Source organism: Mucilaginibacter tolerans, assembly GCF_030519375.1.
In the GTDB taxonomy this organism is placed as follows: domain Bacteria; phylum Bacteroidota; class Bacteroidia; order Sphingobacteriales; family Sphingobacteriaceae; genus Mucilaginibacter.
This window is the reverse complement of sequence record NZ_JAUMKB010000019.1, coordinates 1-24,962: the sequence shown is the minus strand read 5'-3', so window position 1 is coordinate 24,962 and position 24,962 is coordinate 1. Positions and strand designations below refer to the sequence as shown.

The window sequence follows — 24,962 nt, the reverse complement described above, 5'->3', positions numbered from 1 at the left end:
AAACTATACAGAGCGAATAGAAAGGCGTCGAACTTGCATAGCTGCTCTGCTAATCAGGGATTGCTTCGTCGCGCACTCCTCACAATGTCGTTTTGGTATTGTTTTACGCCGCTTTCGAAATATATTTCACCAAACTTCTTTTAGCTACGGGCAACAAGGTTTGCTCTAACGGGAAGCTGATATCGCTGGCAACATAATACACTGCCGGGTTGGGCAGGTGCCTGTGCTTATTGATCAAATCGAGTTTAATAAACTCCGGTGTAGTAGTAATGCTCTGCTCATAAGTATCCACAAACTGAATATTGATCCCCCTGAATTTATCGTCCTTATTTTCAAAAATGGTGATCTGGTATTCGTACACCCAGTTGGTACGCTCCTTGCCATTACGCAGCGAAAAATAGCCGCTGTATGGCATTAGCGGCACAAGTCCAACCGGGTCGATATTCAGGTGGCTTTCTACAAAATCATATATCTCCTTGCCTGTTTGTATCGCAGGATTCATTTTATACAGTGCGTATGAAATAATGCTTTCGATCTCCTGCATGGAGGCATCATCCTGAATAATCTTTTCGTAAGTGAGCTTTACCGCTTCGATATCCGCTTGTGTCATTCGTTGCGGAAAGGCCTGTTGCACAATAGATTTGGTACGCTTAAAATCGAGCAGGTTGTTGTAATGAAATATCAGGTCGGTGAGGTTCGGATACAGCCGGCTGCGATCAAAATGGCGGTTGATCTCCTGCAGATAATCAAGCAGAATATATTTCTTATGCTCGAAATCTATGGACCCTTCTATAAACCAATTGATGCCTAACGATTTCATTTTTATAAACAAAAATCAGATGTCTTAATTTACAACAAAAAAACCAACTTTGCAATATGCCTGCCGGAACGCTTTTTTTAATCCCTGTACCACTTGCCGAACAGGCAGCTGCCAAATCGTTCACCCCCTACCTGGTGGATACTATTAACCAGGTAAAGGAATACATTGTAGAGAACGAAAAGACTGCGCGCCGCTTTTTGAAAGAAGCCGGATTACGCACACCGCAAAGCGAACTCATCATTCACGATTATGGCAAACACAACCGCGATATACCTATTAACGAGTTCTTTAACGGATTGGTTGCGGGTAATGATGTAGGCCTGATGAGCGAAGCAGGTTGCCCCGGTGTAGCTGATCCTGGAGCGGATATTGTGGCCGAGGCACATCGCAAAGGCATCAAAGTGGTACCGCTGGTTGGGCCGAGTTCGATCTTGTTAGCGGTAATGGCATCAGGATTTAACGGGCAGAGCTTTACCTTTCATGGCTACCTGCCGATTGATAAAATCGAGCGCAGCCGGAAGATAAAGGAACTGGAAACGCTTGCACAACGTCATAACCAAACGCAGTTGTTTATCGAGACCCCCTTCCGTAACAACCCAATGGTGGAGGAAATATTACGGTCGTGCTCACCCAAAACCAGGCTTTGCATTGCCTGCAACCTGACAGCAGAAGACGAGCTCGTGCAAACAAAAACCATTGCCGAGTGGAAGCAGAAGGTTCCTGATTTGCATAAGCGGCCAACAATTTTCCTTTTATTTCATTCCTGATATAAATGGTGATCACCGAACGACATACCAAAGTGCTGATCTCAGGCGCAGGACCTTCGGGACTGATGATGGCTGCGCAACTGCTTCGCTATGGCATTCAACCCATCATTATTGACGATAAGCTGGGGCCGACGGATCAATCGAAAGCCCTGGCAGTGCAGGCACGATCCCTTGAGATATACCGGCAAATGGGTATCATCAACCAGGTTATCCCTAACGGCAAGCCTACACAGGGGTTGAATTTTAACCAGGGTGGCAGGCAAATGGCATCCTTATCGCTAAGCAATGTTGGCGAAGGAATGACACCGTTCCCCTACGTGTTTCTATATCAGCAAAGTAAAAATGAACGTGTACTGCTGGAAAATCTGACTCAAAACTGCTGCCCTGTTTACTGGAATACCTCGCTGATTTCATTGCAACAAGAACCAGGATCAGTAACCGCCCAAATAAAAAATGAAGAGGGTGAATATAACCTGAAATGTGACTGGGTTATCGGTGCGGACGGGGCTCATAGCATGGTCCGTAAACAATCACAAATCCCCTTTAAGGGGGACACTTACCCCAGTTTCTTTTACCTCGCCGATCTGAAACTGGATACCGATTTTTTAACGGGTGATTATATCCGGCTGTATCTTGATAAGGATAATCTTGCCGGCTTTTTTCCGCTACCCGAAAAAGACAGCTATCGCATAATCGGCAATCTGCCACCGGAATTTAATGAAATAGAAGATGTAGTAGCGGAAGATGTATTGCCGTATATGATCAGCCTCACCAAATCAGCCATAAAAATAGAACAGAACAATTGGTTTACTATCTATAAACTTCATCACCGTATGGCAGAAAGGTTTCGCGAACAACGATGTTTCCTTATCGGGGATGCGGCGCATATCCATTCGCCCGTAGGCGGTCAGGGAATGAACACGGGCTTGCAGGATGCTTATAACCTGGCATGGAAACTGGCAGGGGTGATCAATGGGCAAATAAAAGAAAGCATTTTGGATAGTTACGCCGATGAGCGTATGCCGGTAGCAAAAAGACTATTAAACACTACCGATAAGGCGTTTAAAATTGTTATGTCCAAAAGTTGGTTTACCAATATCTACAGAAAATGGATACTGCCAAGACTTTTGAACATTGCCTGGAGAAGCAAAAAGCTAAAAACCTTCTTTTTCAGGATAGTTTCCCAAACAGGTATTTCTTATCGCGACAGCAGTATAAACTTACATCTCAGTAAAAGTACCAAAGTGCGTGCAGGCGACAGGGTGCCTTACCTGAAAGTGTACGACGAGAAAAAAGAAACAGAAACCGATCTGCACGAATGGTGCGCCAAGCCGGGCTTTACACTTATCATATTTGGCAAATTTGACAAGATGTTTCTGTTCACTATCGCCAAATGGATCACTACCAAATATCCGGGCGTACTCAATTTCTTCTATCTGCCGCCATCAGGGAAAAATGTAAATGTTTTTGATGCTTTCGAGGCTGATCCTCATCGCCAGATGGCTATCATTGTAAGGCCCGATATGCACATCGGCTACATGAACGATGTGGTTGATTTGGGCATGCTCGATAACTACCTGCAAAACGTTGCTGGTGTAATTCCTCAAAAATAAGAAGCGCCTGCCGGGTTAATTGCAGACGCCCAAATTAAAACACAGTTATGAAAAAGGGGAGTAAAATAATTTTTTGTCAGGATGCATTTAATATGATCCGAGGTTGATTCATCTCATGGTAGCTTACAATAGACAGGTCGGGTTGCATTCTTAGAACAAAAGTATCTGTAGGGCCATGTTCGGGAAGATCATCGTTGGCAAGTAACAGGTATTCGCCCATGATCTCGATCAACGATAGCAAACCCGTTTCATAATTGATCGCGACTTTATGAAAGGATGCATCTTCAATATGCGATTCGATCAATTCAAAATTTGCCACCTCAAAGGAAATCTTGTTGCCTTTGTTATCCTTAATCACAGGTATTTTATTATTCAGTTGTGCAATAAAATGCCCCACCGAAAAGCTCAGCTTGTAATGCAATGAGTTGGCCCGACCATCATTCGCTTTGATCTTGCTGAAGGTTTTAAACTTACCCTCGCTGTTATAAGCCTGCGATTTTAACAGGAACTCATCATACGATGCCTGGAAAATAGCTTTTTCAAAAGCGCTGGAACACGACTCATCAATTGCCTGCCTGTAAACTATTTTGATCTTTGCCTTACTCATCGCCTTATATTTTCAAATTTTATAATTTGATCCCTATGGTGTACGATCCGCTATAACCTTCGCTCACACTGCCGGTCAGGCTTACTGTCTCGTTGGCCAGGTCGGTCGTTGAATTACCCAAAATGCTATCAGCTTCGTTGGTTATCGGGTTTACCCCGTGTGCCGAGTACAGCGAACTGACATAAACTACACCATTTGTCGATTCAGAAAAACAGATCTGCGTGGTCTTCTTCATTACGCCATTCACATAAACTTCAATATGAATATGTGTGGCCCTGCCGGAATACCAGCCCGGATAAATGGTGGTAAATTTTGCCACACCAGTTGAGTCGGTTAACTGGTATCCTCTCAGCCAGGTTTCGCCTACATAGCTTTTAACACCCAGTGAGCTGTTCTGATTAGCATAACCGGAATAGTAGCCATCTTTATTGCAGTGCCATATATCCACCCGGGCATTGCTTACTACGTTACAACTGTTGCCTGCGTCTACCACTAAAAAACTCAAGGTAAGGGGCACACCAGTCTGACCACCGGTCACATCGCTGCGATCCAGCGGATTGGTACTTTCTCCACCTACATAAGGGTATGGCCCCTCCGTTTCATCGGCGGTTACAATACAACTGCCTGAAGTGCTGGATGTACTGGTAGAAGAACTGCTCGTCCCGGTGGTAGAGGAAGTTTTGGTCGTAGCATCTTTTTTACAACCATCAATAATCATCGGCCCGGCGGCTGCCATCAGGGCGAATGTTTTTAGAAAATTCTTGCGTTCCATCGGCTAATCAATTTGCGTTTGATAATTTTATTTACTGACGTAAAATTATCGTTACAGGTTAGCGCAGCTGATGGTGTATCGGTTAATCGTTGTTTTGTGCCGATAAAAAGACCTTTTTCATTTAAATTTCATCCATTTGCGCACGAAATCCATATAACTTTCGCTTACTGGCAGCTCTGCATGAGCCAATTGCACCTTGCGGTTATGGATAGATTTGATCTTATCTACAGCTACTATAAAGCTGCGGTGTATGCGCTGAAACTTGTCGGCAGGGAGCTTTTCCAATACCTTTTTCAAAGGCATCAGGGTGAGTATAGTTTTGGCATTATGAACATGAATCTTAATGTAATCTTCCATGCTCTCAATGTACTCGATATCATCCAGGTTGATCTTCACCATCCGGTATTCTGAGTAAACGTACAGGCTGTTATCCGTTTTTCCCCCGGCATCATTATTTTTAAATTTATAGTAGTCAATCGCTTTATCAACGGCTTTTGCAAAACGTTTGGCGTCTATGGGTTTCAGGATATAATCTAATGCCTCGAGCTCAAAGCCCTCATAAGCGAAGTTTCTATAGGCCGTAATGAAAATAATAAGCGGCTTTTTATCCAGTGAACGCACCAACTCTAACCCGCTTACATCGGGCATATTGATATCGATAAACAACAGATCGATTGTTCCCTGTTTTAAATATTCTGCTCCCGATATAGCATCTTCAAATGTCTGTACCAATTGCAGCTCCGGGAACTGGTGCACATACCTCGCAATCAGTTTCAGAGCCAATGGCTCGTCATCTATGGCAATACATTTTAGCCTTGTCATGCTGTTTGCAGGGTAAGTTTAACGCTGTACATTTGATTATCCGTGTTTATATCCAGGATATGCTTGTTGGGGTACAGGTGCTCAAGCCGCTGCTTGGTATTTTTTAGCCCGATTCCAACACGTCGTTTCTCATTCTTTTCGGGGAAGATGCTGTTCTGGCAGAAAAAGTTTATACCCGTTTTATCTGCATCCAATTTAATAATGATACTTGATTTATGGTGTTTGCTTACACCGTATTTGAATACATTTTCTACAAAGGTCATCAGTATCAAAGGCGGAACCTTTTTTTCATCAATGTCTCCTGAAATTTCAACCTCGACTTCGGTTTTTTCACCCAGGCGTAAACGCTGCAGTTCGATATAGTCATAAATACAATCTACCTCCTGCTGTAGCGACACGAAATCGGCCATGGCATCATCGGTTACGTACCGCATAATATTAGACAATTTCAAAATACTATCCGGCGCATGATCGTCTTTCATCAAAGTCAGCGTGTAGATGTTGTTCAGGGTATTAAATAAAAAATGGGGGTTGATCTGCGCTTTAAGGAAAGAAAGTTCAGCACTTGCCTTATCCGATTCAGCCTGAATGGCACGCTTTTCTGTCATTCGCCATTGCTCCATGATCTTCATCGCAGTACTCAATGCTACAATCATTAAGAAAATGAAAAAGCTGATCACATCAAATGGGCGATGATGCCCAAAACCCTCTTGACGCACAAAACGAGGCCCATCACCCCCATATGGCCCCAGCCTTTGCACGCTATCGGTACGCAACCCTGGTGGAGGGCCAAATCTGCGAGCAGAATCTTCAGGAGGCGGTCCACCCAGGCCATCTTCATGGCTGTACATATGCCCGCCGTGCGGTGGACCCGGCATAGTTTTTCCTAATAACCGGTCGCGCATTGGCGACCAGTCCTTATACGCCGGATTTAGCCTCCCTTGACTCCTTATTAACCTGTCATAAGGTTTCAGGTAATAAGTACCGGCCAGTAAAGCAAGTATAACTATTACATAAAGTGTATATTTTTTCTTTAAAAAAAGATGTGGTATAAGTATGTACGAATTGAGGTAGAAAAGAAAAACATAGGTTATACAAAAGACCCAATAAAGCGGTTTACCGAGTATCAAAGCGAGATCATCCTGTCCACCGTTGAGAAACAACAGCGGAAGAGCCATAAACAGCAGCCAGCCTGCTATATGAAAAATTATTTGGTAGGCCCTGAACTTAAACATATGCAAATCAACATATTTCAGTTCGTTATTTGAAGAAGTATCGGTAACCGGGGCGTTTGTATAGATGAATCAGCCGTGTATTGTCTCGCTTTTCCCGTAGTTTTGGATTACCTGAGCTTCATAGTCAAGGAACTCCTTCCAGCGTTTATCCACATCAATACCATCTGCATACTTTTTAGCTAAACGGATGAATGTAGTATAATGGGTAGCTTCGCTGATCATCAATTCGTGATAAAACTCTGATAGCTGTGGATCGTCGATATGTTCTGACATTACCTTAAAGCGCTCACAACTTCGTGCCTCGATCATGGCAGAAAGTAACAGGCGATCGATCAATTGAGAAGAACGACTGCCTCCCGAAGACAGAAATTTACGAAGCTCGTTCACGTAATCGTCCTTGCGTTCCCTGCCCAAAATAAAACCACGTTCAAGAATGATATCGTGCACCCGTTTAAAGTGATCCATCTCCTCCTGCACCAATGCGGCCATCTCCTGAACCAGGTCAGACAGTTGGGGGTTTTGTACGATAAGCGTTATGGCATTGCTCGCAGCCTTCTGCTCGCAAAAAGCATGATCAGTTAAGATCTCTTCGATATTGCTTTCAACAACATTTTTTACCCACAATGGGTCTGTTGGCAACTGCAGTTTAAGGATGGTTCTTTCGCTCACGACGCAAAAATACCGTTATTTAGGTGAAAGGTAAAAGGGCAAAGGTGAAAGCCGCTCCGAAATTTAGAATTTAGAGATTAGGGTTTTGTATTTTATAACCTATCCCCATAGATCAATTTCTTTTTCCAATTCTTCCTCGTGCACATGGGTTTGTGCTTTTTCCTGATGGGTTGAATTCTCAATCTTGGCCATTAACAATAGCTTATCAAAAAGCTCCAGAACGTCGATCTTCTCAGGCATGTTATTTACAAAGTGCTGCAAGTTGTCTTTTGAAAGCTGCATAATACTTAACTGACTAATTTGTTGTCTATTACGCATTAGACGCATCAAAAGTTCTGAATGTTATAAACTTAATCACCCATGGCGGTACAGACCTTTGCTCTCAATAAATTCCAATACCGGATCAGGCACAAAATACTGAACATTCTTCTTTTCTGCGATGGATTTACGGATGAATGTGGCAGAGAGTTCCATCAGCGGAGTCATGGTAATAGTGACTGACGGGTGCGATGCAAATTCGGCGTTCTCATAGCCGGGGCGTGGATAAACATAGATGCGGTAATCGCGCAGAATAAGTTTATAATTTTTCCATTTATGCAGTGTACCCAGGTTATCAGAACCCATGATGATAGCAAATTCGTGCTCCGGGTGTTTCTCTTTCAAATGGGTCAAGGTATCAATGGTATATGATGGTTGCGGCAGGCGAAGTTCCGCATCACTTACTGCAATATTTCTTGAATTATCGGTAGCCAGTTTTGCCATCTCCAGACGGTCGTAGGTATTGATCAAATCGCCATATTTTTTCAGGGGGTTTTGCGGCGATACTACCAGCCAAACCTTATCGAGGTTAGTATGGTTCGCCATATAATTGGCGATGATCAAATGTCCGATGTGTATAGGGTTAAATGAACCAAAAAATAAGCCTATCTTCATGTCAGTTCATGGTAAGTAGTTCATAGATCATAGCAATTAATTATCAAGTGGCATTATATTCTATAGTATAGACCGAGAAGAATTCAATCTATTTAACCCGGATCCGGGTACGGCCCATGAACTATGAACCATTAACTATGAACTTATTTCCGAAGAAAATCACTCACCAACTGCTCCGCCTCAATGCATGCCGTCTGAAGATCGTGATTTTTCAGGATAATATCAAATTGAGGGGCATAATTCAATTCTTTTTCAGCTTTTGCAAACCGTTCCTGCAATTTCTCCTTACTATCCGTACCACGACCCGTTAAACGCTCTTTTAAAACCTCTAACGACGGTGGTTGAACAAAGATAGCGAGAGCTGCTTCACCATATTTACGTTTCAGGTGTAAGCCGCCCTCCACATCGATATCAAATATCACAGCTTTACCGTTAGCCCAGATACGCTCTATTTCCTCGCGCAATGTCCCATAAAAAGTACCACTGTAAACCTCTTCAAATTCCACAAAGTGCTTTTTGGCAATCTTATGCAGAAACTCTTCTTTGCTGATAAAATAATAGTCTTTACCATGTTTTTCATCGCCACGCGCCGGCCGGGTTGTTGCCGAAATAGAAAATTCAAGATCAGGAATTTTAGTAAGCAGATACTGCACAATGGTTGTTTTACCTGCTCCGGACGGTGCTGAAAATATGATGAGTTTACCTTCTTCTGGCATTCGTTGTAATGGTTGTAATGGTTGTAATGGTTGTAATGGTTGTAATGGTTGTAAATGTCGGAGCTATAATTACTTCAACCACTACAACATTTACAACCTCTTCAACTAACTACAGCACATTAAGTAGTTGTTCCTTTATTTTTTCCAATTCTTCCTTCATGCCTACTACCAGCTTCTGAATGTTGGCATCATTAGCTTTTGAGCCTAAGGTGTTGATCTCGCGTCCGATCTCCTGCGAAATAAAACCCAGCTTTTTGCCATTGGCGTCAGCGTTCTTTAGCGTTTCGATAAAATAGTCGCAGTGGCTTTTCAGGCGGATCTTTTCCTCGGTAATATCCAGTTTATCAATATAATAGATCAATTCCTGTTCAAAACGATTTTGATCTACATTTTCGCGGCCAACTGAATCATTCAAAAACAGAGCTAAACGTTCACGGATTACCGGGATGCGTTTAGGTTCTTCAATCTCCACTAGTTCCAGGTTTTTCAGGATAGACCCAATACGCATTTTCACATCCTGCTCCAGCACATTACCTTCATCGGCCCTGAATTTTTGAAAGGCGGATAGCGCCTGCTGAAAGGTGCGTTCCACTATCTTCCACTCCTCTTCTGAAACTGACTCTTCATCATACTTCACCACCTCTGGTAAACCAAGAGCCAATTGCAGCAAATTGCCCCCATGTTCGCCCAGTTCTTCACTCACAGCTTTAAGCTGATTGTAGTAGTTTTTCAATAAATCGTTATCGATGCCCGCGGCTTTTACTGATGAATCTGCTTGCTCAACATTGATAGACAGATTAACCTTTCCGCGTTCGATCTGCTTATTGCACTCGTTACGTAACTGGAATTCTTTTTCCGAGAATGATTTTGGAATACGAAGCGATAATTCGAGAAATTTGCTGTTCAGGGATTTGATTTCAACAGTATATTTTGTACTGCCTGAATCAAAACTGGCAATCCCATACCCTGTCATTGATTTTATCATGCGCAAAGATAGATTTTTAGTCCGAAAGTCGGCAAGTCCGGTGTCCGCAAGTAAAATCTTTCGGTCTTCCCGACTTTTGCGGACTTGCGGACTTCTTTAACATCTTTTTACATTTTTTGCGTTTTACATTGTATATTTTTGCAGGAATGCGTTTCTCCCAAAAACTAATATGCTGTACTTTAATGCTTTGCTTATTGTGTCGCCTAAGCTATGCGCAACAAACATTGACTATAAAGGGCATTATATTTAAAAAAAGCACGCCCGACAGGATATCACAGGCCATAGTAACCGACCTGAAAACCCAGACACTAATGATGAGTGATGAGCTGGGTGGTTTTAGCATTAAAGCTTCAATCGGCGATACATTACAGATCGCCAAAGCCGGATATACTCCGCAAAAAATTGCAGTTGTCAACAACAGCGACCTGGTGGTTTACTTACAACCGGTTATCGAACTAAACCAGGTGACGATCAAGGGTCAATCCAAACAACAGGAGCTTAACGAGGTAATGAAAGAATACCGCAGCCAGGGTATTTTTAATAATGGCAAGTCTCTTCCGGTTTGGCAATTTATCAATTCACCGATCACAGCTTTTTACAACCTGTTCGGGAAGGCGCCGGCACAAGCCCGCCGCTTCGCCGAGTATGCAAAAAATGAACAGGAGGCCAGTGCAGTTGATAAAAGATACACTAAGGAATTAGTAAAAAGTGTCACCAAAATGCCGGATGACGAGATCGATAAATTTATGGTAGCTTTCAGGCCGTCCTATGAAAATGTGAAAGAATGGAATGATTACCAATTGATACAGTATATCAAGAAAGAATTTGCCTATTATCAGAAAAACAAAGACAGACCGGAGGCGAAATTGCAGAAGTTATATTAGTAGTCCGAATGTCCACGTAAGTCAGGAAGTCGGCAAGAAAAACACTATCATCATCTTTCGGTATTACGGACTTTACGTCTTTCCGACTTAAATAGACAGCGCTTCGCAAGCCTTCTCGGCAGCCAGCTTCTCCGCATTCTTTTTGTTGAACTCCTTGCCCTGGCCCATGATCTCGCCATCAACGCTGGCTTGTACGGTAAACAGCTTATTGCTTTCGCCGTCCTGGTTTTCTATCAGCTCAAAAGTGATATCCTTTCCATGACGCTGGCACCACTCAATCAGTTTGCTCTTGAAATTAGTTTCTGTTTGTTCCAGTTTATGAATATCAATATGGGGTTTGATAATGTGGCTCAACAGGAAGTTTTTGGTAAAATCATAGCCCTTATCCAAATAGATAGCCCCTATCAAAGCTTCAAAGGCATCGCCTAACAAGGAGCCCTGCCGTGTTGAATTTACCATTCGGTTATCATACTGGATCAATTGCTCGAAACCCAGCTTACGGGCCAGCTGGTTTAGATTCCCACGATTTACAATCTTCGAGCGCAATTCTGTCAGGAAACCCTCATCCTCAAAAGGATACAACTTAAAAAGCACTTCGGCTACCACACTGCCCAATACCGCATCACCCAAAAATTCTAGGCGTTCATTACTGTTTTTAACGCCCTTCTTTACATTTTGCGCTACTGACTTATGACGAAAAGCCAATCTGTATAAAGACAAATTGCCCGGAACAAAGCCGAGCAAATTCTTTAAAGATTTTACGTATTTTCTGTTAGGCGATAAATAAAGCTTATAGAACCGTGTGATTGGCATTCAATCTACTTAATCTTCGTACTTTTTGAATATAACTGAAGCGTTATGGCCGCCAAAGCCAAATCCGTTGCTTTGTGCTACCCTAACTACTCTTTTCTGCGCAACGTTGAACGTAAAGTTAATTTTCGGGTCAAAAGCCGGATCATCAGTAAAGTGATTGATCGTTGGTGGGATAATGTCGTTTTTAGTGGCCAAAATAGCAGCAATGGCCTCAACTGCACCAGCGGCGCCCAGCAAGTGGCCCGTCATTGATTTTGTAGAGCTGATATTTACACGATAAATATCTTCTCCAAACGTATCTTGTATTGCTTTAACTTCCTGCGGATCACCAATAGGGGTCGATGTTCCGTGAACGTTTACATAGTCAATATCAGCAGGGGTTAAACCTGCATCTTCCAAAGCGGCTTTCATCACCAACGCAGCGCCTAAACCTTCAGGGTGCGGGGCCGTCATATGATAAGCATCGGCACTCATACCGCCGCCTATCATTTCAGCATAAATTTTGGCACCGCGTGCTTTGGCGTGCTCCAGTTCTTCCAGTATGATCGTTCCTGCACCTTCGCCGGCAACAAAACCGTCGCGGTCAAGATCGAACGGACGAGAAGCGGTAGCCGGGTCATCATTTCGGGTTGAAAGCGCGTGCATCGCATTAAAACCACCGATTCCTGCTTCGTTAATAATGGCTTCAGAACCACCGGTTATGAACATGTTAGCTTTACCCAAGCGGATATAGTTAAATGAATCAATAAGCGAATTGTTTGATGAAGCACAAGCGGAAACAGTGGTAAAGTTTGGTCCTCTTAAACCATATTTAATAGAGATATGGCCTGGGGCGATATCCGCTATCATTTTAGGAATAAAGAATGGATTAAAACGCGGTGTACCGTCGCCTTTAGCAAAAGCAACCACCTCGTCTAGGAAGGTTTTTAAACCACCAATGCCTGATCCCCATATCACACCGATACGGTTTACATCAAGCTTCGAAAAGTCTAATCCTGCATCTTTTACAGCTTCCTCGGTAGAGTATAAAGCGTACTGAACAAAGGGATCAAGTTTGCGGGCATCTTTGCGGCCCAAGAATGCGTCGGCATCAAAATTTTTCACCTCGCATGCAAACTTTGTTTTGAAATTTGTAGTATCAAAACTCTTAATCAAGGCTGCGCCACTCACTCCATTGATCAAAGAGTTCCAATATTCAGGAACGCTGTTGCCAATCGGAGTAAGTGCTCCAAGCCCGGTTACTACAACTCTTTTAAACTCCATTTAATAAGATTGGGGAGCTTATTTAACGTTTTTTTCAAGGTAAGCGATAGCCTGGCCTACAGTACCTATAGTTTCAGCCTGATCGTCAGGAATAGCCACGTTAAATTCTTTTTCAAACTCCATGATTAGTTCCACGGTGTCTAACGAGTCTGCACCAAGATCGTTGGTGAAGCTAGCTTCAGGTGTTACTTCACTTTCGTCAACACCTAATTTTTCTACGATAATAGCTTTTACTCTTGAAGCGATATCAGACATACTTTTAATGGTTTAATGATTAATAAAATTCAGTGCAAAGAAAAATAAAATCTATCAAATAACAAATCTAAAAACTTTTGGCATTTACATTAACAAAATTTTACCACCAGAGTTTCTATTTGTATTTTTGAGCCGGGCAAAAGTAGTGATTTTGAACAGGAAAACATTAAAGTTTGAGATCGATTTAGATTTTGTGCTGATCGCCATCACCACATCACTAAAAGATTATCGTATTTGCCATCATATAAACAAGCATTTAAGATTTGGTTTTACCCGAAGTGCCGACCTGGAGGTGGATTTACTTCCCGGGGCCCAACCGGTTTATTTCTCATTGTTCCAGCATCATTGGGAGGCCAGCGAGACTGATTTTTATTTTATAGCTAATAAGGGATCAGAGGGTTATCTTGTACCCGAAATGCGCAAGGCCGATTACTTTTTGTTGATTAGAAATTATATTGATGACGTTGACCTGGAACAGCTGATTTCGGGGCTTAACCGCATACCCGAAATCGTAGCAGCAGTAAAGATTGATCCAAAAAAAATTAAATCACGCGAAAATCTTTTATTTTAGCGCCGATTTTAAAAGTGTATGGGCTACACTAATTTAGATACCCTAATAAGAAAACAGCCAGTTTAACCCTGATAAATATGAAATTATCTTACAACCGTACTAAAATTGTTGCCACAATGGGTCCGGCATCAACCAATAAGGACATCCTTTTGTCAATGATAAAGGCAGGTGTTAATGTATGCCGCCTCAATTTTTCGCACGGAAGGCCTTCTGATCATCAGAAAACTATTGATACTATTCGTGAAATAAACGAACAATATAAAGTAAATGTGGGTATTCTTGCCGACTTGCAAGGCCCGAAGATCCGTATCGGACTGGTGAAAGACGGCGGTATTCACCTGGTAAACGGTTCACAAATACATATTACTACACACGAATGTGTAGGGGACGATAACCGTATATATATTACATACGAAACCTTCCCTCAGGACGTAAGGCCAGACGAGATCATCCTTTTAGATGACGGTAAAATCCAGATGCGCGTTATTGAAACCAACCGTAAGGACTCAGTGCTTTGTGAAGTGGTGCACGGCGGTATTTTGACCTCACGCAAGGGCGTGAACCTACCCAATACTAAAGTATCTATCCCAAGCTTAACCGAGGAAGATCTGGTAAACCTTGAATTCGCATTGCAGAATGATGTAGAATGGATCGGCCTTTCCTTTGTCCGTACCGGCGAGGATATTGTAGAACTGAAACGCATCATCGCACGTAGCGGAAAATCAGCCCGTGTGATAGCCAAAGTTGAAAAACCTGAAGCTATAGATAATATTGACGCCATTGTTGCTGCAACGGACGGTGTGATGGTTGCCCGTGGTGACCTGGGTGTTGAAATGCCATTGGAAGAGGTTCCATTGCTGCAAAAAATGATCATCCGCAAATGCCGCGAAGCCTCAAAACCGGTTATCGTAGCTACCCAGATGCTTGAATCAATGATCACTACCCCACGCCCAACCCGCGCCGAAGTGAACGACGTTGCCAACTCAGTTCTCGATGGTGCTGATGCTGTGATGTTAAGTGGTGAGACTTCGGTTGGTGAATTCCCGGTGATTGTTATCGAAACGATGGCTAAAATTGTGCGAAATGTGGAAGAACTGGGTTATCCTTTTAATACTACGCTGGTACCAGAATTTCCACATGCCCCTGCTAATTTCCTGAGCGATGCGTTGTGTGGATCAGCAGTTTACCTGGCTGAACACACCAATGCAGTAGGTATCATTTCTATGACCGTATCCGGTTATACCGCATTCGAAATATCCAGCCACCGACCAAAAGCCGGCACTTATATATTTACATCGAACAAGAACCTGCTGAAAGCTTTAAGCCTGGTTTGGGGAGTACGTGCCTTCTATTATGACAAACTGGAAAGCACCGATCAGACTATTGCTGATGTAAACGAAATTTTGAAAGCGGAAAACCTGATTGAAGTAGGTGATGTAGTGATCAACACGGCGTCAGTGCCTATCACCAAACAGGGCAAAACTAATATGCTTAAGGTTTCTGTGGTAGAATAATACCGTTGCAAGGTTGGAATGGTGTAAAGTTGAAAAGTTATTTTAACCTGTAATATGAAATCCCGGATAATCCGGGATTTTTTGTTTTAAGCTATATTAATGATTTTTCATCTTCTTGGCGTCTGCGATGTCCGATGTAATCTGAAACTTTATTCCACTTATTGTATTTGTTATTCGTCTTACGTTGTATTTCTTCGAGCCAAAATTTGGAAACTTTATCGCCATATGCGGCGAATGCTTCAAGCTGGTAAACCTCAAATGCTCGTCTGTTGTACCCTGTTATAGTGTCTTGCGGAAATGTTCCATGAAATTCGTTAAAGCCCCCATCAATCAAATCGAATTTATACTCTTTATCACTTTCTATTATATCAGGGATATCTTCTAAACGATCTCTAGAATAAAACTTTAGTTCTGCTAAATTGAACAAAATATCTGCAGGCTTAAAATATTTCTTGTAAGGAAGCTCAGTTGTCCCTCCACCGAATAATTGACTTGTGTTTGCAGCAGCAACTTGTTGGTCATTATAACTAATTACAAAATCATGGTTCTTAAAAGAAATATCAAGCGGATAAGGATTAAAGACTTTAATGAAGGTAAAATTTAAGGAAGGCCAGTGGATTAGAAGGAACCCATAAATTTTTTCAAACCTTATTGCTAATCCAAAATAACTTGAGTCAGGTTTCCAGCAACAATGGTTGCTAATTGCTATTAACGGTTCAAAATTATCAATAAGATTGTCGTCGCTGTCGAGCAAACTAAATAAATGTTCATATGACCCCATCCTAATTTCCTGGGAATGGGAAAAAACTACTTTAGATTTTTTATCCGGTGAAATAACTGATTGAGTAGTTTCCGTATCTACCCCAAACATGTTTTCAACTTTGAGGGGTCGTCTTAAAAGTTTTGATGTGTCCATTATACTATCTGGTCAAAATGCTGTCACTAACTTAGACAATGTTCATTGATGATTCCCAGATAAATGAACTTGTTCAACCTAATCAACCACTTATCCAACCTAATACACCGCTGCTTCACAAACTTTCAGGAATAACTTGTCGAGATTGACAAAGTAATAGTCCCAATAAATTTCAATCATTTTCCTCATCTCAGTAAGTTTTGGTATCCTGTATAAGAACCACAAACGATGCCAGGGTTTAATTATTACTTAAATATTAAAGAAAAAATGGCGTCGGTTTGCTCCTTTGCCCTTTGCTAAAATTTTTCGTATCTTTAAAATAATCTATCACTTCACTATTAAGCGAAAAACATAACAAAATTAACTGAAAATTCTTCGATTTTTTTTCATTTTTTAGTTTTCCACAGATACAATAAACTATAAATCAAATATTTATAGCAACACAATAATGATAATCAGGTTCAACCCAACACGGTGTGGAAAACTCCAAATTGAATTGGACTATATTGAACAATAAATTTGATTAAAAACCCCTAAGGATTTTTTAACACTATAATAACTTATTAGATACATAGATATGGGCAAAAACATTTCAAAAAAAGCAACCGCTTCAAGCGGAAAAGGAGGGTTAAAGGTCGGGAGATACTTTACCAAAGAAGGAAAGAACGTGTATGACCTGTTCAAGTACGAGAAACGCTCGTCGGTGATCCGTAACCCTTCGGGCGACGCTGTGTTTGAAATGAACGATGTTGAAGTACCCGCGTCATGGTCGCAGGTAGCAACAGACATCCTTGCGCAGAAATATTTCCGCAAGGCGATGGTTCCTCAACCCGATGGTACAACAGGTTCCGAAAAAAGCATTAAGCAGGTTGCCCACCGTATGGCTAATTGCTGGAAAGACTGGGGAATGCGTTATGGCTATTTCGCATCAAAACAAGATGCCGAAGTATTCTATGACGAAATTGTGTATACTATCGTTGGTCAGTTAGCTGCACCAAACTCGCCTCAATGGTTCAACACTGGTTTGCATACCTCTTATGGTATCACCGGAAAACCACAAGGTCACTACTATGTAGACCCGATTACTGAAGTGTTAAGCAAATCGACATCGGCTTACGAACGCCCACAGCCGCATGCTTGTTTTATCCTTTCTGTCGAGGATGATCTGGTAAACGAAGGCGGTATCATGGACCTTTGGGTTCGCGAAGCCCGTATCTTCAAATATGGCTCAGGCGTGGGTACCAACTTCTCCAAGATTCGTGGAGAAAACGAAAAGCTTTCAGGTGGTGGTTATTCATCAGGCTTAATGTCATTCCTGAAAATAGGCGACCGCGCTGCAGGAGCTATCAAATCAGGCGGTACTACCCGCAGGGCTGCCAAAATGGTTTGCCTTGACCTGGATCACCCTGAAATTGAAGGTTTCGTAAACTGGAAAGTAGAAGAAGAGAAAAAAGTAGCCGCTTTAATAGCTGCAGGTTATTCTTCAGATTATGAAGGCGAAGCTTACCGCACCGTATCTGGCCAAAACTCTAATAACTCTGTACGTGTACCTAACGAGTTCTTCTATGCATTGCAAGAAGGCAGAGACTGGGAACTGAAAGGCCGTATGAATGGTAAAACTGTAAAAACCATATCCTCACAAAAACTTTGGGATGATATATCATTTGCTGCATGGGCATGTGCTGATCCAGGTATACAATATGACAGCACCATCAACGAATGGCATACCTGCCCTGAAGGCGGCCGCATCAATGCATCAAACCCATGCTCTGAGTATATGTTCCTGGATAATACCGCATGTAACCTGGCATCTATCAATCTTGCACATTACTTTGACGAAAACACCCGCACTTTTGATGTAAAAGGTTTTGAGCATTCATGCCGTATCTGGACCATCGTTCTGGAAATATCTGTATTGATGGCACAGTTTCCTTCAAAGGAAGTAGCTCAGCTTTCATATGACTACCGTACCTTAGGTTTAGGTTATGCTAACTTAGGCTCTGCCTTGATGGTGAACGGTATTCCTTATGATAGCGACAAAGCACGTGCTATCGGTGGTGCTATCACTGCTATCATGACCGGTACTGCTTATGCCACCTCGGCTGAATTAGCCCGCGAATTAGGTCCGTTCACCCGCTACGAAGAAAATAAGAAACATATGTTGCGTGTAATGCGCAATCACCGCTATGCTGCATATAACTCAACTGAAAATTACGAAGGCCTGGATATCCTGCCTCCGGGAATTGATCAGAAACAATGTCCAGACTACCTCCTTTCTGCAGCATGCAATGCATGGGACAAGGCTGTTGAAATGGGTGAACAATACGGCTACCGCAATGCCCAAACCACCGTTATAGCTCCTACCGGAACAATCGGCTTGGTAATGGATTGCGACACGACCGGTATCGAGCCTGATTTTGCACTGGTTAAGTTTAAAAAACTATCAGGCGGTGGTTACTTCAAAATCATCAACCAGGCGGTACCTGCTGCATTGAAAAACCTGGGCTACCAGGAGCATGAAGTAACAGCCATTGTAAATTATGCAAAGGGGTCTGCAAGCTTAATAGGTGCACCGCATATCAATGTGGATACGCTTAAAGCAAAAGGCTTTACCGAAGCTGAGCTGGAAAAACTGGATAAGGGCCTGGTATCAGCATTCGAAATCAGCTTTGCATTCAACATCTGGTCATTAGGCGAAGATTGCATGAAACGCCTGGGATTAACGGCCGAACAATATAATTCACCGGATTTCAATGTATTGCGTGCATTAGGGTTCACCAAAAAACAAATTGCTGAAGCTAATGAATACATCTGCGGTACGATGACCCTTGAGGGCGCTCCATACCTTAAATTGGAACACTACCCGATATTTGACTGTGCCAACAAATGCGGAGCTAAAGGCGAACGTTATATCCATGCACACGGCCACATTAAAATGATGGCTGCTGCACAACCGTTCCTTTCGGGAGCTATTTCAAAAACCATCAACCTGCCAAATGAGGCTAAAGTTGAAGAAATAAAAGATTGCTACGAGTTGTCATGGAAATTAGGTTTGAAAGCCAATGCGCTTTACCGCGATGGTTGCAAACTATCTCAGCCATTGTCGACCAAATCTGATAAGAAAGAAGAAGCGGATGAAAAACTGGATAGTGTAGAAGAAGTATTAGGCGAAGCAGCTAATGTAAAACTAAGTGACCTGACACCTGAACAAGTATTAGAAGCAGCAGTGGCTATTATGGAGAAATCTAAAGATACCCACTTCATGCGTCAGTTATCGCGTGTAGTACAGAAGAAGAGCTTACCTTACAAACGCCGTGGCTATACTCAAAAAGCAAGCATCGACGGACAAACGGTGTTTGTTCGCACAGGTGAGTATGAAGACGGAACATTGGGCGAGATCTTCGTGGATATGCACAAAGAAGGTGCAACCTTCCGTTCGCTAATGAACTGCTTTGCTATCGCGGTTTCAGTAGGTTTACAATACGGCGTTCCACTGGAAGAATATGTAGAGAAATTCACCTTTACCCGCTTTGAACCTGCAGGTATGGTAATCGGTCACGCCAACATTAAAAGCGCCACCTCAATTATCGATTATATCTTCAGGATGCTTGGTTATGAGTATTTAGACCGTAGCGACCTGGTTCATGTAATAACCGAACAAAGGGGTGTGGTAGGCAACCCGCAGATGGATGATGAAGACATCAACCCTGATACTACCAACGTTTACGAGCCATCACCTGCAAAAGTATCTTCGGATGCAACAGGCAGCAAAAAACAAGGCCTCAGTCTTGATTTGAGCATGGGCGTGCAAAGCGATGCACCGGCATGTAACGTTTGCGGTCACACTACTGTGCGCTCAGGCACTTGCTACAAATGCCTGAACTGCGGTAACTCAATGGGTTGCTCTTAATAGCTGAAAAGGCAGCGTGAATGCGTAAAGAAACAAGCTATTAATAAAATTGGCTGTTAAGCTCAGTTTTATAATGGTTAATGTGTGTGAAGCCCCGGCTTTTTAGTCGGGGTTTTTTGTTATCAAATTCACATTTCGAATTACTTCAACTTATTGGAAAATATATTTGATAACTTTAGGCTAAATCACACACCTAAATTATTTAACTCATGAAAAAGCTAGCACTGTTATTTACCTTATTAATTGCCTTTGTCGGCGTTAATGCACAAACCAAAGATCAGATGATTGCCGACTGGCAGCGGGCTAAAAATTACACCAAAGCCTATCTGGATGCAATGCCGGAAGACGGCTACGGATTTAAACCAACCCCCGAGATGCGCTCTTTTGCCGGGCAGATGCTGCACCTGGCTGATGGTAATTATTTCCTTGTAGGCGCTATAGCCGGAAAGCCCGGTCCACTTGGCAAGGAATCAGCCGAAAAAACTGTGGCCCAAACCAAAGAGGCTACTACAAAGGCTACAATGGATAGTTATGATTATGTAATAGCCGCATTGCAGAATGTTACCTCAGCTCAATTGCAGGACATGGTAAAGGTAGCTGGCAAAGACATCACCAAACAGGTTGGATTTAATAAAGCGTTTGAGCACCAGACACACCATCGCGGGCAAACCACTGTTTACCTTCGTTTAAAAGGCGTTACACCTCCGGGAGAAATGCTATTCTAAACAGATCCTTATAAGAGTAAGGGGCGGACATCATTAGATGCCGCCTTTTTTGTTGCGCAAAATAATGGCATAGAACTTTAGCTATAAAATATATTCCGGCTAACGTGCTCCTATTCATTATATAAAGCGTACCTTTCGTAAAATCGATAACATAGTCGCAAAGGCCTGCTCTATTCTTCTACTGCAAATCCTTTCTCCATCTTCTATTTTGGCTGTTTTAAGATTTAACCCGATCAATATTAAACGGGCATCCTGATAAAACTTTTATATAAAACTACCATGAGCAAAGACAGACAAATGATGAAGGATAAAAAGAAACCCGCTAATCCGCTTGGAAAAAAAGCTCCTTCGGATTATCAGGCAAGCAAATCTTCGGTATCTAAATTAGATTTAACTCCCATAAAGAAAAAATAACAAGTATGATAAGCAGAACTATTGAATTCCAGGCAAGAGAGTATGTGTACGATCTGAAAAACCGCGCAAGCGAATTTGGTTTTAATAACCTGGAGGGTTGGCAATTTAGCTTAGTTACCGATCTGGAAAAGACCAGGATTGAGAAAGAATATTATCCTACCATATCAGCCCATCCAGAACAAGAAGGTCTGTTTGAGTTTTTAAGATTGGTTAAGGGCAAACTGCTTCTTCCATTAAGTAAGCAAGAATATGGATTTGATGCTGATCCAGGCGACCATAAAAATCTAAGACATCTTATAGCTTTTAATCCTAAAATGCACCGCTAAACACAATCCAGCGAAAGTGAAAAAGGCATGTATTAATCAAATACATGCCTTTTTATATGATTTAAAATATTGATTATTCGTGTGCCATTGGCTCATCCAAGTCGGTGATGTTACCCAACCCATCTTTAAATACGTGTTCTGGCTTGTCAGTAAACGGAGACGTTTTGGTAAATACCCCCAAAAAGAATATCAAACCGCCAATCAACAATTGTGGCCAGAATACACGGTCTGCAAAGCCATATACCCATGGCGATGCCAGCAGGAACGACGCTCCTACTACATCAATAAAGCAATGCATTGGAACCGGGAACACGTTCATGATACCAAATTTGTGCTTGCTAAAAATAGCCATGATCAATTGCAACCATCCGAAGATTAATGGTAAAAAGAATGATGCTCCACCCACGTGAGAAAACCCGAAAAGCCATGGAGAAGACATCAGGGTTATAGCCACCACCCAGTTTAATAATCCGTAAGTTGATGTTGATACAAAAGGTTTCATTTTTTAAATATGTTAACAGCGCAAAATTAATGTTTATTCTAAAGTTTACAACTTAAACTTTAATGCTTTTAAAATAAAAAGGCTATATCCGTAAATATAGCCCTGGTTGGTATCAGCTAATGTATTTATTTAATATGCAGCAACCTTTTTCTTAACGATAAACGAAGCTATAAAACAAAATAGTCCTAATACTAAGCCAAATGCAATTCCAAACAATGGCCCCATGATCAGCATAGCAAGCCGTGGATGGCTTGGCAAAAACGGGTGCTCCGACGACATTTTGACCACGCTGGGATGATTAGCGATGTAAGTGCTGTAAAAAAGTATGTGCGCTGCTGTTATCCAGATACAATTTACCAGGCTCACACAAAAACCATGCAAAAAATGTCTTCTGCCAACAACCCGTGCAATAATGTATGCACAAAAGACAAAGATTGCAAGCCAGAATATCGGTTCTACTTTTTCAGGAATAAGGGATACTGTACCGATGGCCATAATCAGGCCGAATACGGACAATTGAAAAATAATTTTCCAGTTCATAGTAAGGGAATTTTAGTGAAAGGGTGTCAGTTGTTTAAACAATAATTTATAAATGGATTATTAAATATAATAAAAGCATTCATAAAAACCTAATTATCAACGGGTAAGAAATAATGGACTATTATTTATTGAGATTCGCCTGTGCTTTTTGAGCAGCCTCCTTGGTTTGAATAACCACAACACCATTTAAGGCTTTTTTACCATAAATACCGGCATATACTTCTTTTGCGGGTTGTTGTTTAAGTACCCGGATAGATGCAATATTGTTTGGATTCAAACTATTAAGATCGTGAACGGCCTTGCCGTCTACCACATAAAGCGGATCCATGTTAGTATCCAGACCGAGGAGAACGGTGCCTGTATTTTGGATGGTATCATGCGGAACGATATACGTTACTTTGTCAGGAATAACAACTTTGGTTTTCTCAGTCATGGCTTCTGCGGTAGTATCCGGTGCAGGTTCCTTCGAGATATTAAAATTGATTGGAATAGTATACCTTACTCTTACCTTTTGGCCATTTTGATACCCCGGTTCCCATTTTGGCGATAGCTTCAATACCCGGATAACTTCTTTTGCGGCCCCACAACCAAGGTCTTTTACTACTTTTATATCCGACAGTGACCCATCTGTTTCTACCGTCATTGTGATCAATTCCTTACCCTGTACATTTTTATTAAGCATAGCCTCAGGGTATTCAATATTCTTGCTCAGGAAACGATAAAACGCAGCCATTCCTCCTTTAAACTGAGGTTCTTCTTCCACTGTAATAAATGCAGGATCATCGTTGTGTTTAACTGCAACGGATGCAGGTGCTGTTTCTAGATTATTCAACACATAGGCCGAATCCTTTATAACCGGTTTTTCTTGACCACGGTGGTAGCTGACAGCATTTACATGCTTTTTAACTGTTGTAGCCGGGGTAAATGAAACTGCTGCTGTTTCTAATATATGCTCTGCTTTACTCGCGATTATTTTTATTGTATTGCTTTTACTAATAGAAACCGAAGCCAGGATCATCATCAGCACAAACAAGGGGGCAGATAGGCCATATTTCAAAAGAGCAGTACGCCGCGAACGGTTCTTTTGAAGCATGATTATCCGTTGCTTCAAAAGGCTATGGTTAAAAAACGGGGTCACCAGTTCATGCGGTGTTTTTAGGGTTTGATTCAGCAGCAGCATGGCATATTCGGCTTTGTCAATACCGTTTTCTAATGCATGCCTGTCTGCTATATATTCGTGAATATGTTTGATTTCGAGACGATACAGGTACACCACAGGATTAAACCAGTTGATGATGGCTACTGCTTCTATCAATAATACATCAACAGTATGCCATTGGTTAGCATGTGCCTGTTCATGAGCCGTTATTATTTCGAGATTGTCGAGATTTTCCCCAAGCTTAATGCTCCTGAAGAATGAAAACGCTCCGGACGTTTCTTCCGGTTCATCTATAATTTTTTTAAGTGATATCAGTTGCCAAATAAACCTTGTGATTAGTATAGCGGCGCCGATAGCATAGATAATCATCAAAATTTGCCCGATAGTAATATGGCGTTCTTCAATATTTTTTAAACGGTAGATTAATATCGGAGCGCCATAGGTAGATAGCGTATGCTCTACCTTTTGTGTAATAAACAGGTTTTTTACCCAATCAGAATGAATTACAGGGATAAAAAAAGAAAAAATGGAAGTTGAAACAAGGTAAATACGATTGAGGTGGAAAAAGGTTTCCTTACGAAGTAACAGAGAGTAAAAACCGTAAAATAGTACCAGGTAAAGGTTTACCAGCAATAGGTATTGCCACCAGCTCATATTTTTATTTTTCTTTGAGTTTTTCGATCAGTTTCATGATCTCATCAGCTTCTTTCAGGTCTATTTTTTCCTTCTTCACAAAAAAGGAAAACATGTGTTTTACTGAATTGTCAAAATATCCGCTTAACAGCTTTTCCGTAGCAAAACCCTGGTATTGTTCCTTGCTGATAACAGGGAAATATTCATGGCTTTTGCCAAAAGCCGTATGGCCCACAAAGCCCTTGGCTTCGAGGATGCGAATGAACGTAGACACGGTATTATATGCAGGCTTAGGCTCAGGTAAGGCATCAATCACATCCTTTACAAACCCTTTCTTGAGCTGCCAAAGCACCTGCATAATCTGTTCTTCCGCACGAGTTAGTTCTTTTATTTCCATGATGTTTCGAGTTTATTTTGCCGTTTATAGGCACTTAGTACAATTGGGTAACTTAAAGATACAAAACTCTGGCTATAAAAGCAACTAAACGCTTAGTTTTTTGCAAATAAAAAGCCCCCGGTAAATGCACTGCCCCCAAAAAGTTAGACACTATTTGGGGGCATTTTTATGGCAAAAAACAGAAAGCATGGAGTAAAATTT

Annotated in this window: 27 protein-coding genes; 9 read left to right on the top strand and 18 right to left on the bottom strand. The window is 41.8% G+C overall.

The genetic code is table 11. The features are described from left to right. Positions 1 to 103: 103 nt before the first annotated feature. Positions 104 to 820 (bottom strand): hypothetical protein, encoded by a 717-nt coding sequence (locus tag Q3A68_RS19875; RefSeq protein ID WP_302902882.1) that lies wholly within the window; start codon positions 818 to 820, stop codon positions 104 to 106. Positions 821 to 876: 56 nt separating this feature from the next. On the opposite strand from Q3A68_RS19875, the gene Q3A68_RS19870 reads away from it, so the two are divergent. Beyond that, positions 877 to 1,587 (top strand): SAM-dependent methyltransferase, encoded by a 711-nt coding sequence (locus Q3A68_RS19870; protein ID WP_302902881.1) that lies wholly within the window; start codon positions 877 to 879, stop codon positions 1,585 to 1,587. A 5-nt stretch (positions 1,588 to 1,592) separates the two neighbouring features. Then, positions 1,593 to 3,200 (top strand): FAD-dependent monooxygenase, encoded by a 1,608-nt coding sequence (locus tag Q3A68_RS19865; protein ID WP_302902880.1) that lies wholly within the window; start codon positions 1,593 to 1,595, stop codon positions 3,198 to 3,200. Between the two features lie 76 nt (positions 3,201 to 3,276). On the opposite strand, the gene Q3A68_RS19860 is transcribed toward Q3A68_RS19865, so the two are convergent. The 9 genes from Q3A68_RS19860 to Q3A68_RS19820 all read right to left on the bottom strand — a co-directional run bounded on the left by Q3A68_RS19860 (position 3,277) and on the right by Q3A68_RS19820 (position 9,939). After that, the gene (locus tag Q3A68_RS19860; RefSeq protein ID WP_302902879.1) at positions 3,277 to 3,807 is read right to left on the bottom strand and encodes a hypothetical protein; all 531 of its coding nucleotides are present in this window, start codon (positions 3,805 to 3,807) and stop codon (positions 3,277 to 3,279) included. Positions 3,808 to 3,826: 19 nt separating this feature from the next. Next, a complete protein-coding gene (locus tag Q3A68_RS19855) occupies positions 3,827 to 4,579 on the bottom strand; it encodes a dioxygenase family protein (RefSeq protein WP_302902878.1) in 753 nt (250 codons plus the stop codon). 117 nt (positions 4,580 to 4,696) lie between these two features. Continuing rightward, a complete protein-coding gene (locus Q3A68_RS19850) occupies positions 4,697 to 5,401 on the bottom strand; it encodes a LytR/AlgR family response regulator transcription factor (RefSeq protein WP_302902877.1) in 705 nt (234 codons plus the stop codon). Continuing rightward, complete coding sequence (locus Q3A68_RS19845) at positions 5,398 to 6,636, bottom strand: sensor histidine kinase (protein WP_302902876.1); 1,239 nt, start codon at positions 6,634 to 6,636, stop codon at positions 5,398 to 5,400. The genes Q3A68_RS19850 and Q3A68_RS19845 overlap by 4 nt, the downstream gene beginning before the upstream one ends. 69 nt (positions 6,637 to 6,705) lie before the next feature. Further along, positions 6,706 to 7,305, bottom strand: coding sequence for a MiaE family protein (locus tag Q3A68_RS19840; RefSeq protein ID WP_302902875.1), 600 nt, complete (start codon positions 7,303 to 7,305; stop codon positions 6,706 to 6,708). A 99-nt stretch (positions 7,306 to 7,404) separates the two neighbouring features. Next, entirely contained in the window at positions 7,405 to 7,623 is a 219-nt protein-coding gene (locus Q3A68_RS19835) for a hypothetical protein (protein WP_302902874.1), read from the bottom strand. Between the two features lie 36 nt (positions 7,624 to 7,659). Beyond that, positions 7,660 to 8,238 (bottom strand): nicotinate (nicotinamide) nucleotide adenylyltransferase, encoded by a 579-nt coding sequence (nadD, locus tag Q3A68_RS19830; protein ID WP_302902873.1) that lies wholly within the window; start codon positions 8,236 to 8,238, stop codon positions 7,660 to 7,662. A 143-nt stretch (positions 8,239 to 8,381) separates the two neighbouring features. Then, positions 8,382 to 8,954: a guanylate kinase gene (gene gmk / locus Q3A68_RS19825; RefSeq protein ID WP_302902872.1), complete on the bottom strand. Its 573-nt coding sequence runs from the start codon at positions 8,952 to 8,954 to the stop codon at positions 8,382 to 8,384. 109 nt (positions 8,955 to 9,063) lie between these two features. Then, a complete protein-coding gene (locus Q3A68_RS19820; protein WP_302902871.1) occupies positions 9,064 to 9,939 on the bottom strand; it encodes a YicC/YloC family endoribonuclease in 876 nt (291 codons plus the stop codon). A 182-nt stretch (positions 9,940 to 10,121) separates the two neighbouring features. On the opposite strand from Q3A68_RS19820, the gene Q3A68_RS19815 reads away from it, so the two are divergent. Next, positions 10,122 to 10,823, top strand: coding sequence for a peptidase associated/transthyretin-like domain-containing protein (locus Q3A68_RS19815; RefSeq protein ID WP_302902870.1), 702 nt, complete (start codon positions 10,122 to 10,124; stop codon positions 10,821 to 10,823). Positions 10,824 to 10,910: 87 nt separating this feature from the next. On the opposite strand, the gene rnc is transcribed toward Q3A68_RS19815, so the two are convergent. From rnc to Q3A68_RS19800, 3 genes are read right to left on the bottom strand one after another with little or no spacing between them, the layout of a single operon-like run. Beyond that, a complete protein-coding gene (rnc, locus tag Q3A68_RS19810) occupies positions 10,911 to 11,636 on the bottom strand; it encodes a ribonuclease III (protein WP_302902869.1) in 726 nt (241 codons plus the stop codon). A 9-nt stretch (positions 11,637 to 11,645) separates the two neighbouring features. After that, positions 11,646 to 12,899, bottom strand: a complete 1,254-nt coding sequence (gene fabF / locus Q3A68_RS19805) for a beta-ketoacyl-ACP synthase II (protein WP_302902868.1) — start codon at positions 12,897 to 12,899, stop codon at positions 11,646 to 11,648. An 18-nt stretch (positions 12,900 to 12,917) separates the two neighbouring features. Further along, entirely contained in the window at positions 12,918 to 13,154 is a 237-nt protein-coding gene (locus Q3A68_RS19800) for an acyl carrier protein (protein WP_008508386.1), read from the bottom strand. A 151-nt stretch (positions 13,155 to 13,305) separates the two neighbouring features. Here Q3A68_RS19800 and Q3A68_RS19795 point away from each other — a divergent pair, with 151 nt between their 5' ends. Together Q3A68_RS19795 and pyk are read left to right on the top strand one after the other, a co-directional pair. Further along, positions 13,306 to 13,725, top strand: a complete 420-nt coding sequence (locus Q3A68_RS19795) for an IPExxxVDY family protein (RefSeq protein WP_302902867.1) — start codon at positions 13,306 to 13,308, stop codon at positions 13,723 to 13,725. Between the two features lie 77 nt (positions 13,726 to 13,802). Continuing rightward, entirely contained in the window at positions 13,803 to 15,239 is a 1,437-nt protein-coding gene (gene pyk / locus Q3A68_RS19790; protein WP_302902866.1) for a pyruvate kinase, read from the top strand. A 91-nt stretch (positions 15,240 to 15,330) separates the two neighbouring features. Here pyk and Q3A68_RS19785 read toward each other — a convergent pair whose 3' ends face one another. After that, entirely contained in the window at positions 15,331 to 16,155 is an 825-nt protein-coding gene (locus Q3A68_RS19785; protein WP_302902865.1) for an LEA/WHy family protein, read from the bottom strand. A gap of 577 nt (positions 16,156 to 16,732) precedes the next feature. Here Q3A68_RS19785 and Q3A68_RS19780 point away from each other — a divergent pair. The 4 genes from Q3A68_RS19780 (at position 16,733) to Q3A68_RS19765 (ending at position 21,530) form a co-directional block, all read left to right on the top strand. Beyond that, the gene (locus Q3A68_RS19780; protein ID WP_302902864.1) at positions 16,733 to 20,065 is read left to right on the top strand and encodes a vitamin B12-dependent ribonucleotide reductase; all 3,333 of its coding nucleotides are present in this window, start codon (positions 16,733 to 16,735) and stop codon (positions 20,063 to 20,065) included. Between the two features lie 209 nt (positions 20,066 to 20,274). After that, a complete protein-coding gene (locus tag Q3A68_RS19775) occupies positions 20,275 to 20,790 on the top strand; it encodes a DinB family protein (RefSeq protein ID WP_302902863.1) in 516 nt (171 codons plus the stop codon). Between the two features lie 279 nt (positions 20,791 to 21,069). After that, positions 21,070 to 21,204, top strand: coding sequence for a hypothetical protein (locus Q3A68_RS19770; protein ID WP_302902862.1), 135 nt, complete (start codon positions 21,070 to 21,072; stop codon positions 21,202 to 21,204). Between the two features lie 5 nt (positions 21,205 to 21,209). Then, entirely contained in the window at positions 21,210 to 21,530 is a 321-nt protein-coding gene (locus tag Q3A68_RS19765; RefSeq protein ID WP_302902861.1) for a hypothetical protein, read from the top strand. Positions 21,531 to 21,603: 73 nt separating this feature from the next. Here Q3A68_RS19765 and Q3A68_RS19760 read toward each other — a convergent pair whose 3' ends face one another. The 4 genes from Q3A68_RS19760 to Q3A68_RS19745 form a co-directional block, all read right to left on the bottom strand. Continuing rightward, positions 21,604 to 22,032 carry an SPW repeat domain-containing protein gene (locus Q3A68_RS19760; protein ID WP_302902860.1) on the bottom strand — a complete coding sequence of 143 codons (429 nt, stop codon included), beginning with the start codon at positions 22,030 to 22,032 and terminating at the stop codon, positions 21,604 to 21,606. A 129-nt stretch (positions 22,033 to 22,161) separates the two neighbouring features. Continuing rightward, positions 22,162 to 22,572 (bottom strand): hypothetical protein, encoded by a 411-nt coding sequence (locus tag Q3A68_RS19755; RefSeq protein WP_302902859.1) that lies wholly within the window; start codon positions 22,570 to 22,572, stop codon positions 22,162 to 22,164. Positions 22,573 to 22,693: 121 nt separating this feature from the next. Continuing rightward, a complete protein-coding gene (locus Q3A68_RS19750; RefSeq protein WP_302902858.1) occupies positions 22,694 to 24,385 on the bottom strand; it encodes a M56 family metallopeptidase in 1,692 nt (563 codons plus the stop codon). A 4-nt stretch (positions 24,386 to 24,389) separates the two neighbouring features. Further along, positions 24,390 to 24,761 carry a BlaI/MecI/CopY family transcriptional regulator gene (locus Q3A68_RS19745; protein WP_302902857.1) on the bottom strand — a complete coding sequence of 124 codons (372 nt, stop codon included), beginning with the start codon at positions 24,759 to 24,761 and terminating at the stop codon, positions 24,390 to 24,392. Between the last annotated feature and the right edge of the window lie 201 nt (positions 24,762 to 24,962).

Excerpts from the sequence above, each read along its gene's own strand:
- Q3A68_RS19815 (WP_302902870.1), top strand. The coding sequence starts at position 10,122 with ATGCTTTGCTTATTGTGTCGCCTAAGCTATGCGCAACAAACATTGACT.
- Q3A68_RS19785 (WP_302902865.1), bottom strand. The coding sequence starts at position 16,155 with ATGGACACATCAAAACTTTTAAGACGACCCCTCAAAGTTGAAAACATG.
- Q3A68_RS19870 (WP_302902881.1), top strand. The coding sequence starts at position 877 with ATGCCTGCCGGAACGCTTTTTTTAATCCCTGTACCACTTGCCGAACAG.
- Q3A68_RS19875 (WP_302902882.1), bottom strand. The coding sequence starts at position 820 with ATGAAATCGTTAGGCATCAATTGGTTTATAGAAGGGTCCATAGATTTC.
- Q3A68_RS19800 (WP_008508386.1), bottom strand. The coding sequence starts at position 13,154 with ATGTCTGATATCGCTTCAAGAGTAAAAGCTATTATCGTAGAAAAATTA.
- fabF (WP_302902868.1), bottom strand. The coding sequence starts at position 12,899 with ATGGAGTTTAAAAGAGTTGTAGTAACCGGGCTTGGAGCACTTACTCCG.
- Q3A68_RS19865 (WP_302902880.1), top strand. The coding sequence starts at position 1,593 with ATGGTGATCACCGAACGACATACCAAAGTGCTGATCTCAGGCGCAGGA.
- Q3A68_RS19845 (WP_302902876.1), bottom strand. The coding sequence starts at position 6,636 with ATGTTTAAGTTCAGGGCCTACCAAATAATTTTTCATATAGCAGGCTGG.
- Q3A68_RS19855 (WP_302902878.1), bottom strand. The coding sequence starts at position 4,579 with ATGGAACGCAAGAATTTTCTAAAAACATTCGCCCTGATGGCAGCCGCC.
- Q3A68_RS19860 (WP_302902879.1), bottom strand. The coding sequence starts at position 3,807 with ATGAGTAAGGCAAAGATCAAAATAGTTTACAGGCAGGCAATTGATGAG.
- Q3A68_RS19850 (WP_302902877.1), bottom strand. The coding sequence starts at position 5,401 with ATGACAAGGCTAAAATGTATTGCCATAGATGACGAGCCATTGGCTCTG.
- Q3A68_RS19835 (WP_302902874.1), bottom strand. The coding sequence starts at position 7,623 with ATGCGTAATAGACAACAAATTAGTCAGTTAAGTATTATGCAGCTTTCA.
- Q3A68_RS19780 (WP_302902864.1), top strand. The coding sequence starts at position 16,733 with ATGGGCAAAAACATTTCAAAAAAAGCAACCGCTTCAAGCGGAAAAGGA.
- nadD (WP_302902873.1), bottom strand. The coding sequence starts at position 8,238 with ATGAAGATAGGCTTATTTTTTGGTTCATTTAACCCTATACACATCGGA.
- Q3A68_RS19755 (WP_302902859.1), bottom strand. The coding sequence starts at position 22,572 with ATGAACTGGAAAATTATTTTTCAATTGTCCGTATTCGGCCTGATTATG.
- Q3A68_RS19820 (WP_302902871.1), bottom strand. The coding sequence starts at position 9,939 with ATGATAAAATCAATGACAGGGTATGGGATTGCCAGTTTTGATTCAGGC.
- Q3A68_RS19745 (WP_302902857.1), bottom strand. The coding sequence starts at position 24,761 with ATGGAAATAAAAGAACTAACTCGTGCGGAAGAACAGATTATGCAGGTG.
- Q3A68_RS19750 (WP_302902858.1), bottom strand. The coding sequence starts at position 24,385 with ATGAGCTGGTGGCAATACCTATTGCTGGTAAACCTTTACCTGGTACTA.
- Q3A68_RS19760 (WP_302902860.1), bottom strand. The coding sequence starts at position 22,032 with ATGAAACCTTTTGTATCAACATCAACTTACGGATTATTAAACTGGGTG.
- gmk (WP_302902872.1), bottom strand. The coding sequence starts at position 8,954 with ATGCCAGAAGAAGGTAAACTCATCATATTTTCAGCACCGTCCGGAGCA.
- Q3A68_RS19765 (WP_302902861.1), top strand. The coding sequence starts at position 21,210 with ATGATAAGCAGAACTATTGAATTCCAGGCAAGAGAGTATGTGTACGAT.
- rnc (WP_302902869.1), bottom strand. The coding sequence starts at position 11,636 with ATGCCAATCACACGGTTCTATAAGCTTTATTTATCGCCTAACAGAAAA.
- pyk (WP_302902866.1), top strand. The coding sequence starts at position 13,803 with ATGAAATTATCTTACAACCGTACTAAAATTGTTGCCACAATGGGTCCG.
- Q3A68_RS19770 (WP_302902862.1), top strand. The coding sequence starts at position 21,070 with ATGAGCAAAGACAGACAAATGATGAAGGATAAAAAGAAACCCGCTAAT.
- Q3A68_RS19775 (WP_302902863.1), top strand. The coding sequence starts at position 20,275 with ATGAAAAAGCTAGCACTGTTATTTACCTTATTAATTGCCTTTGTCGGC.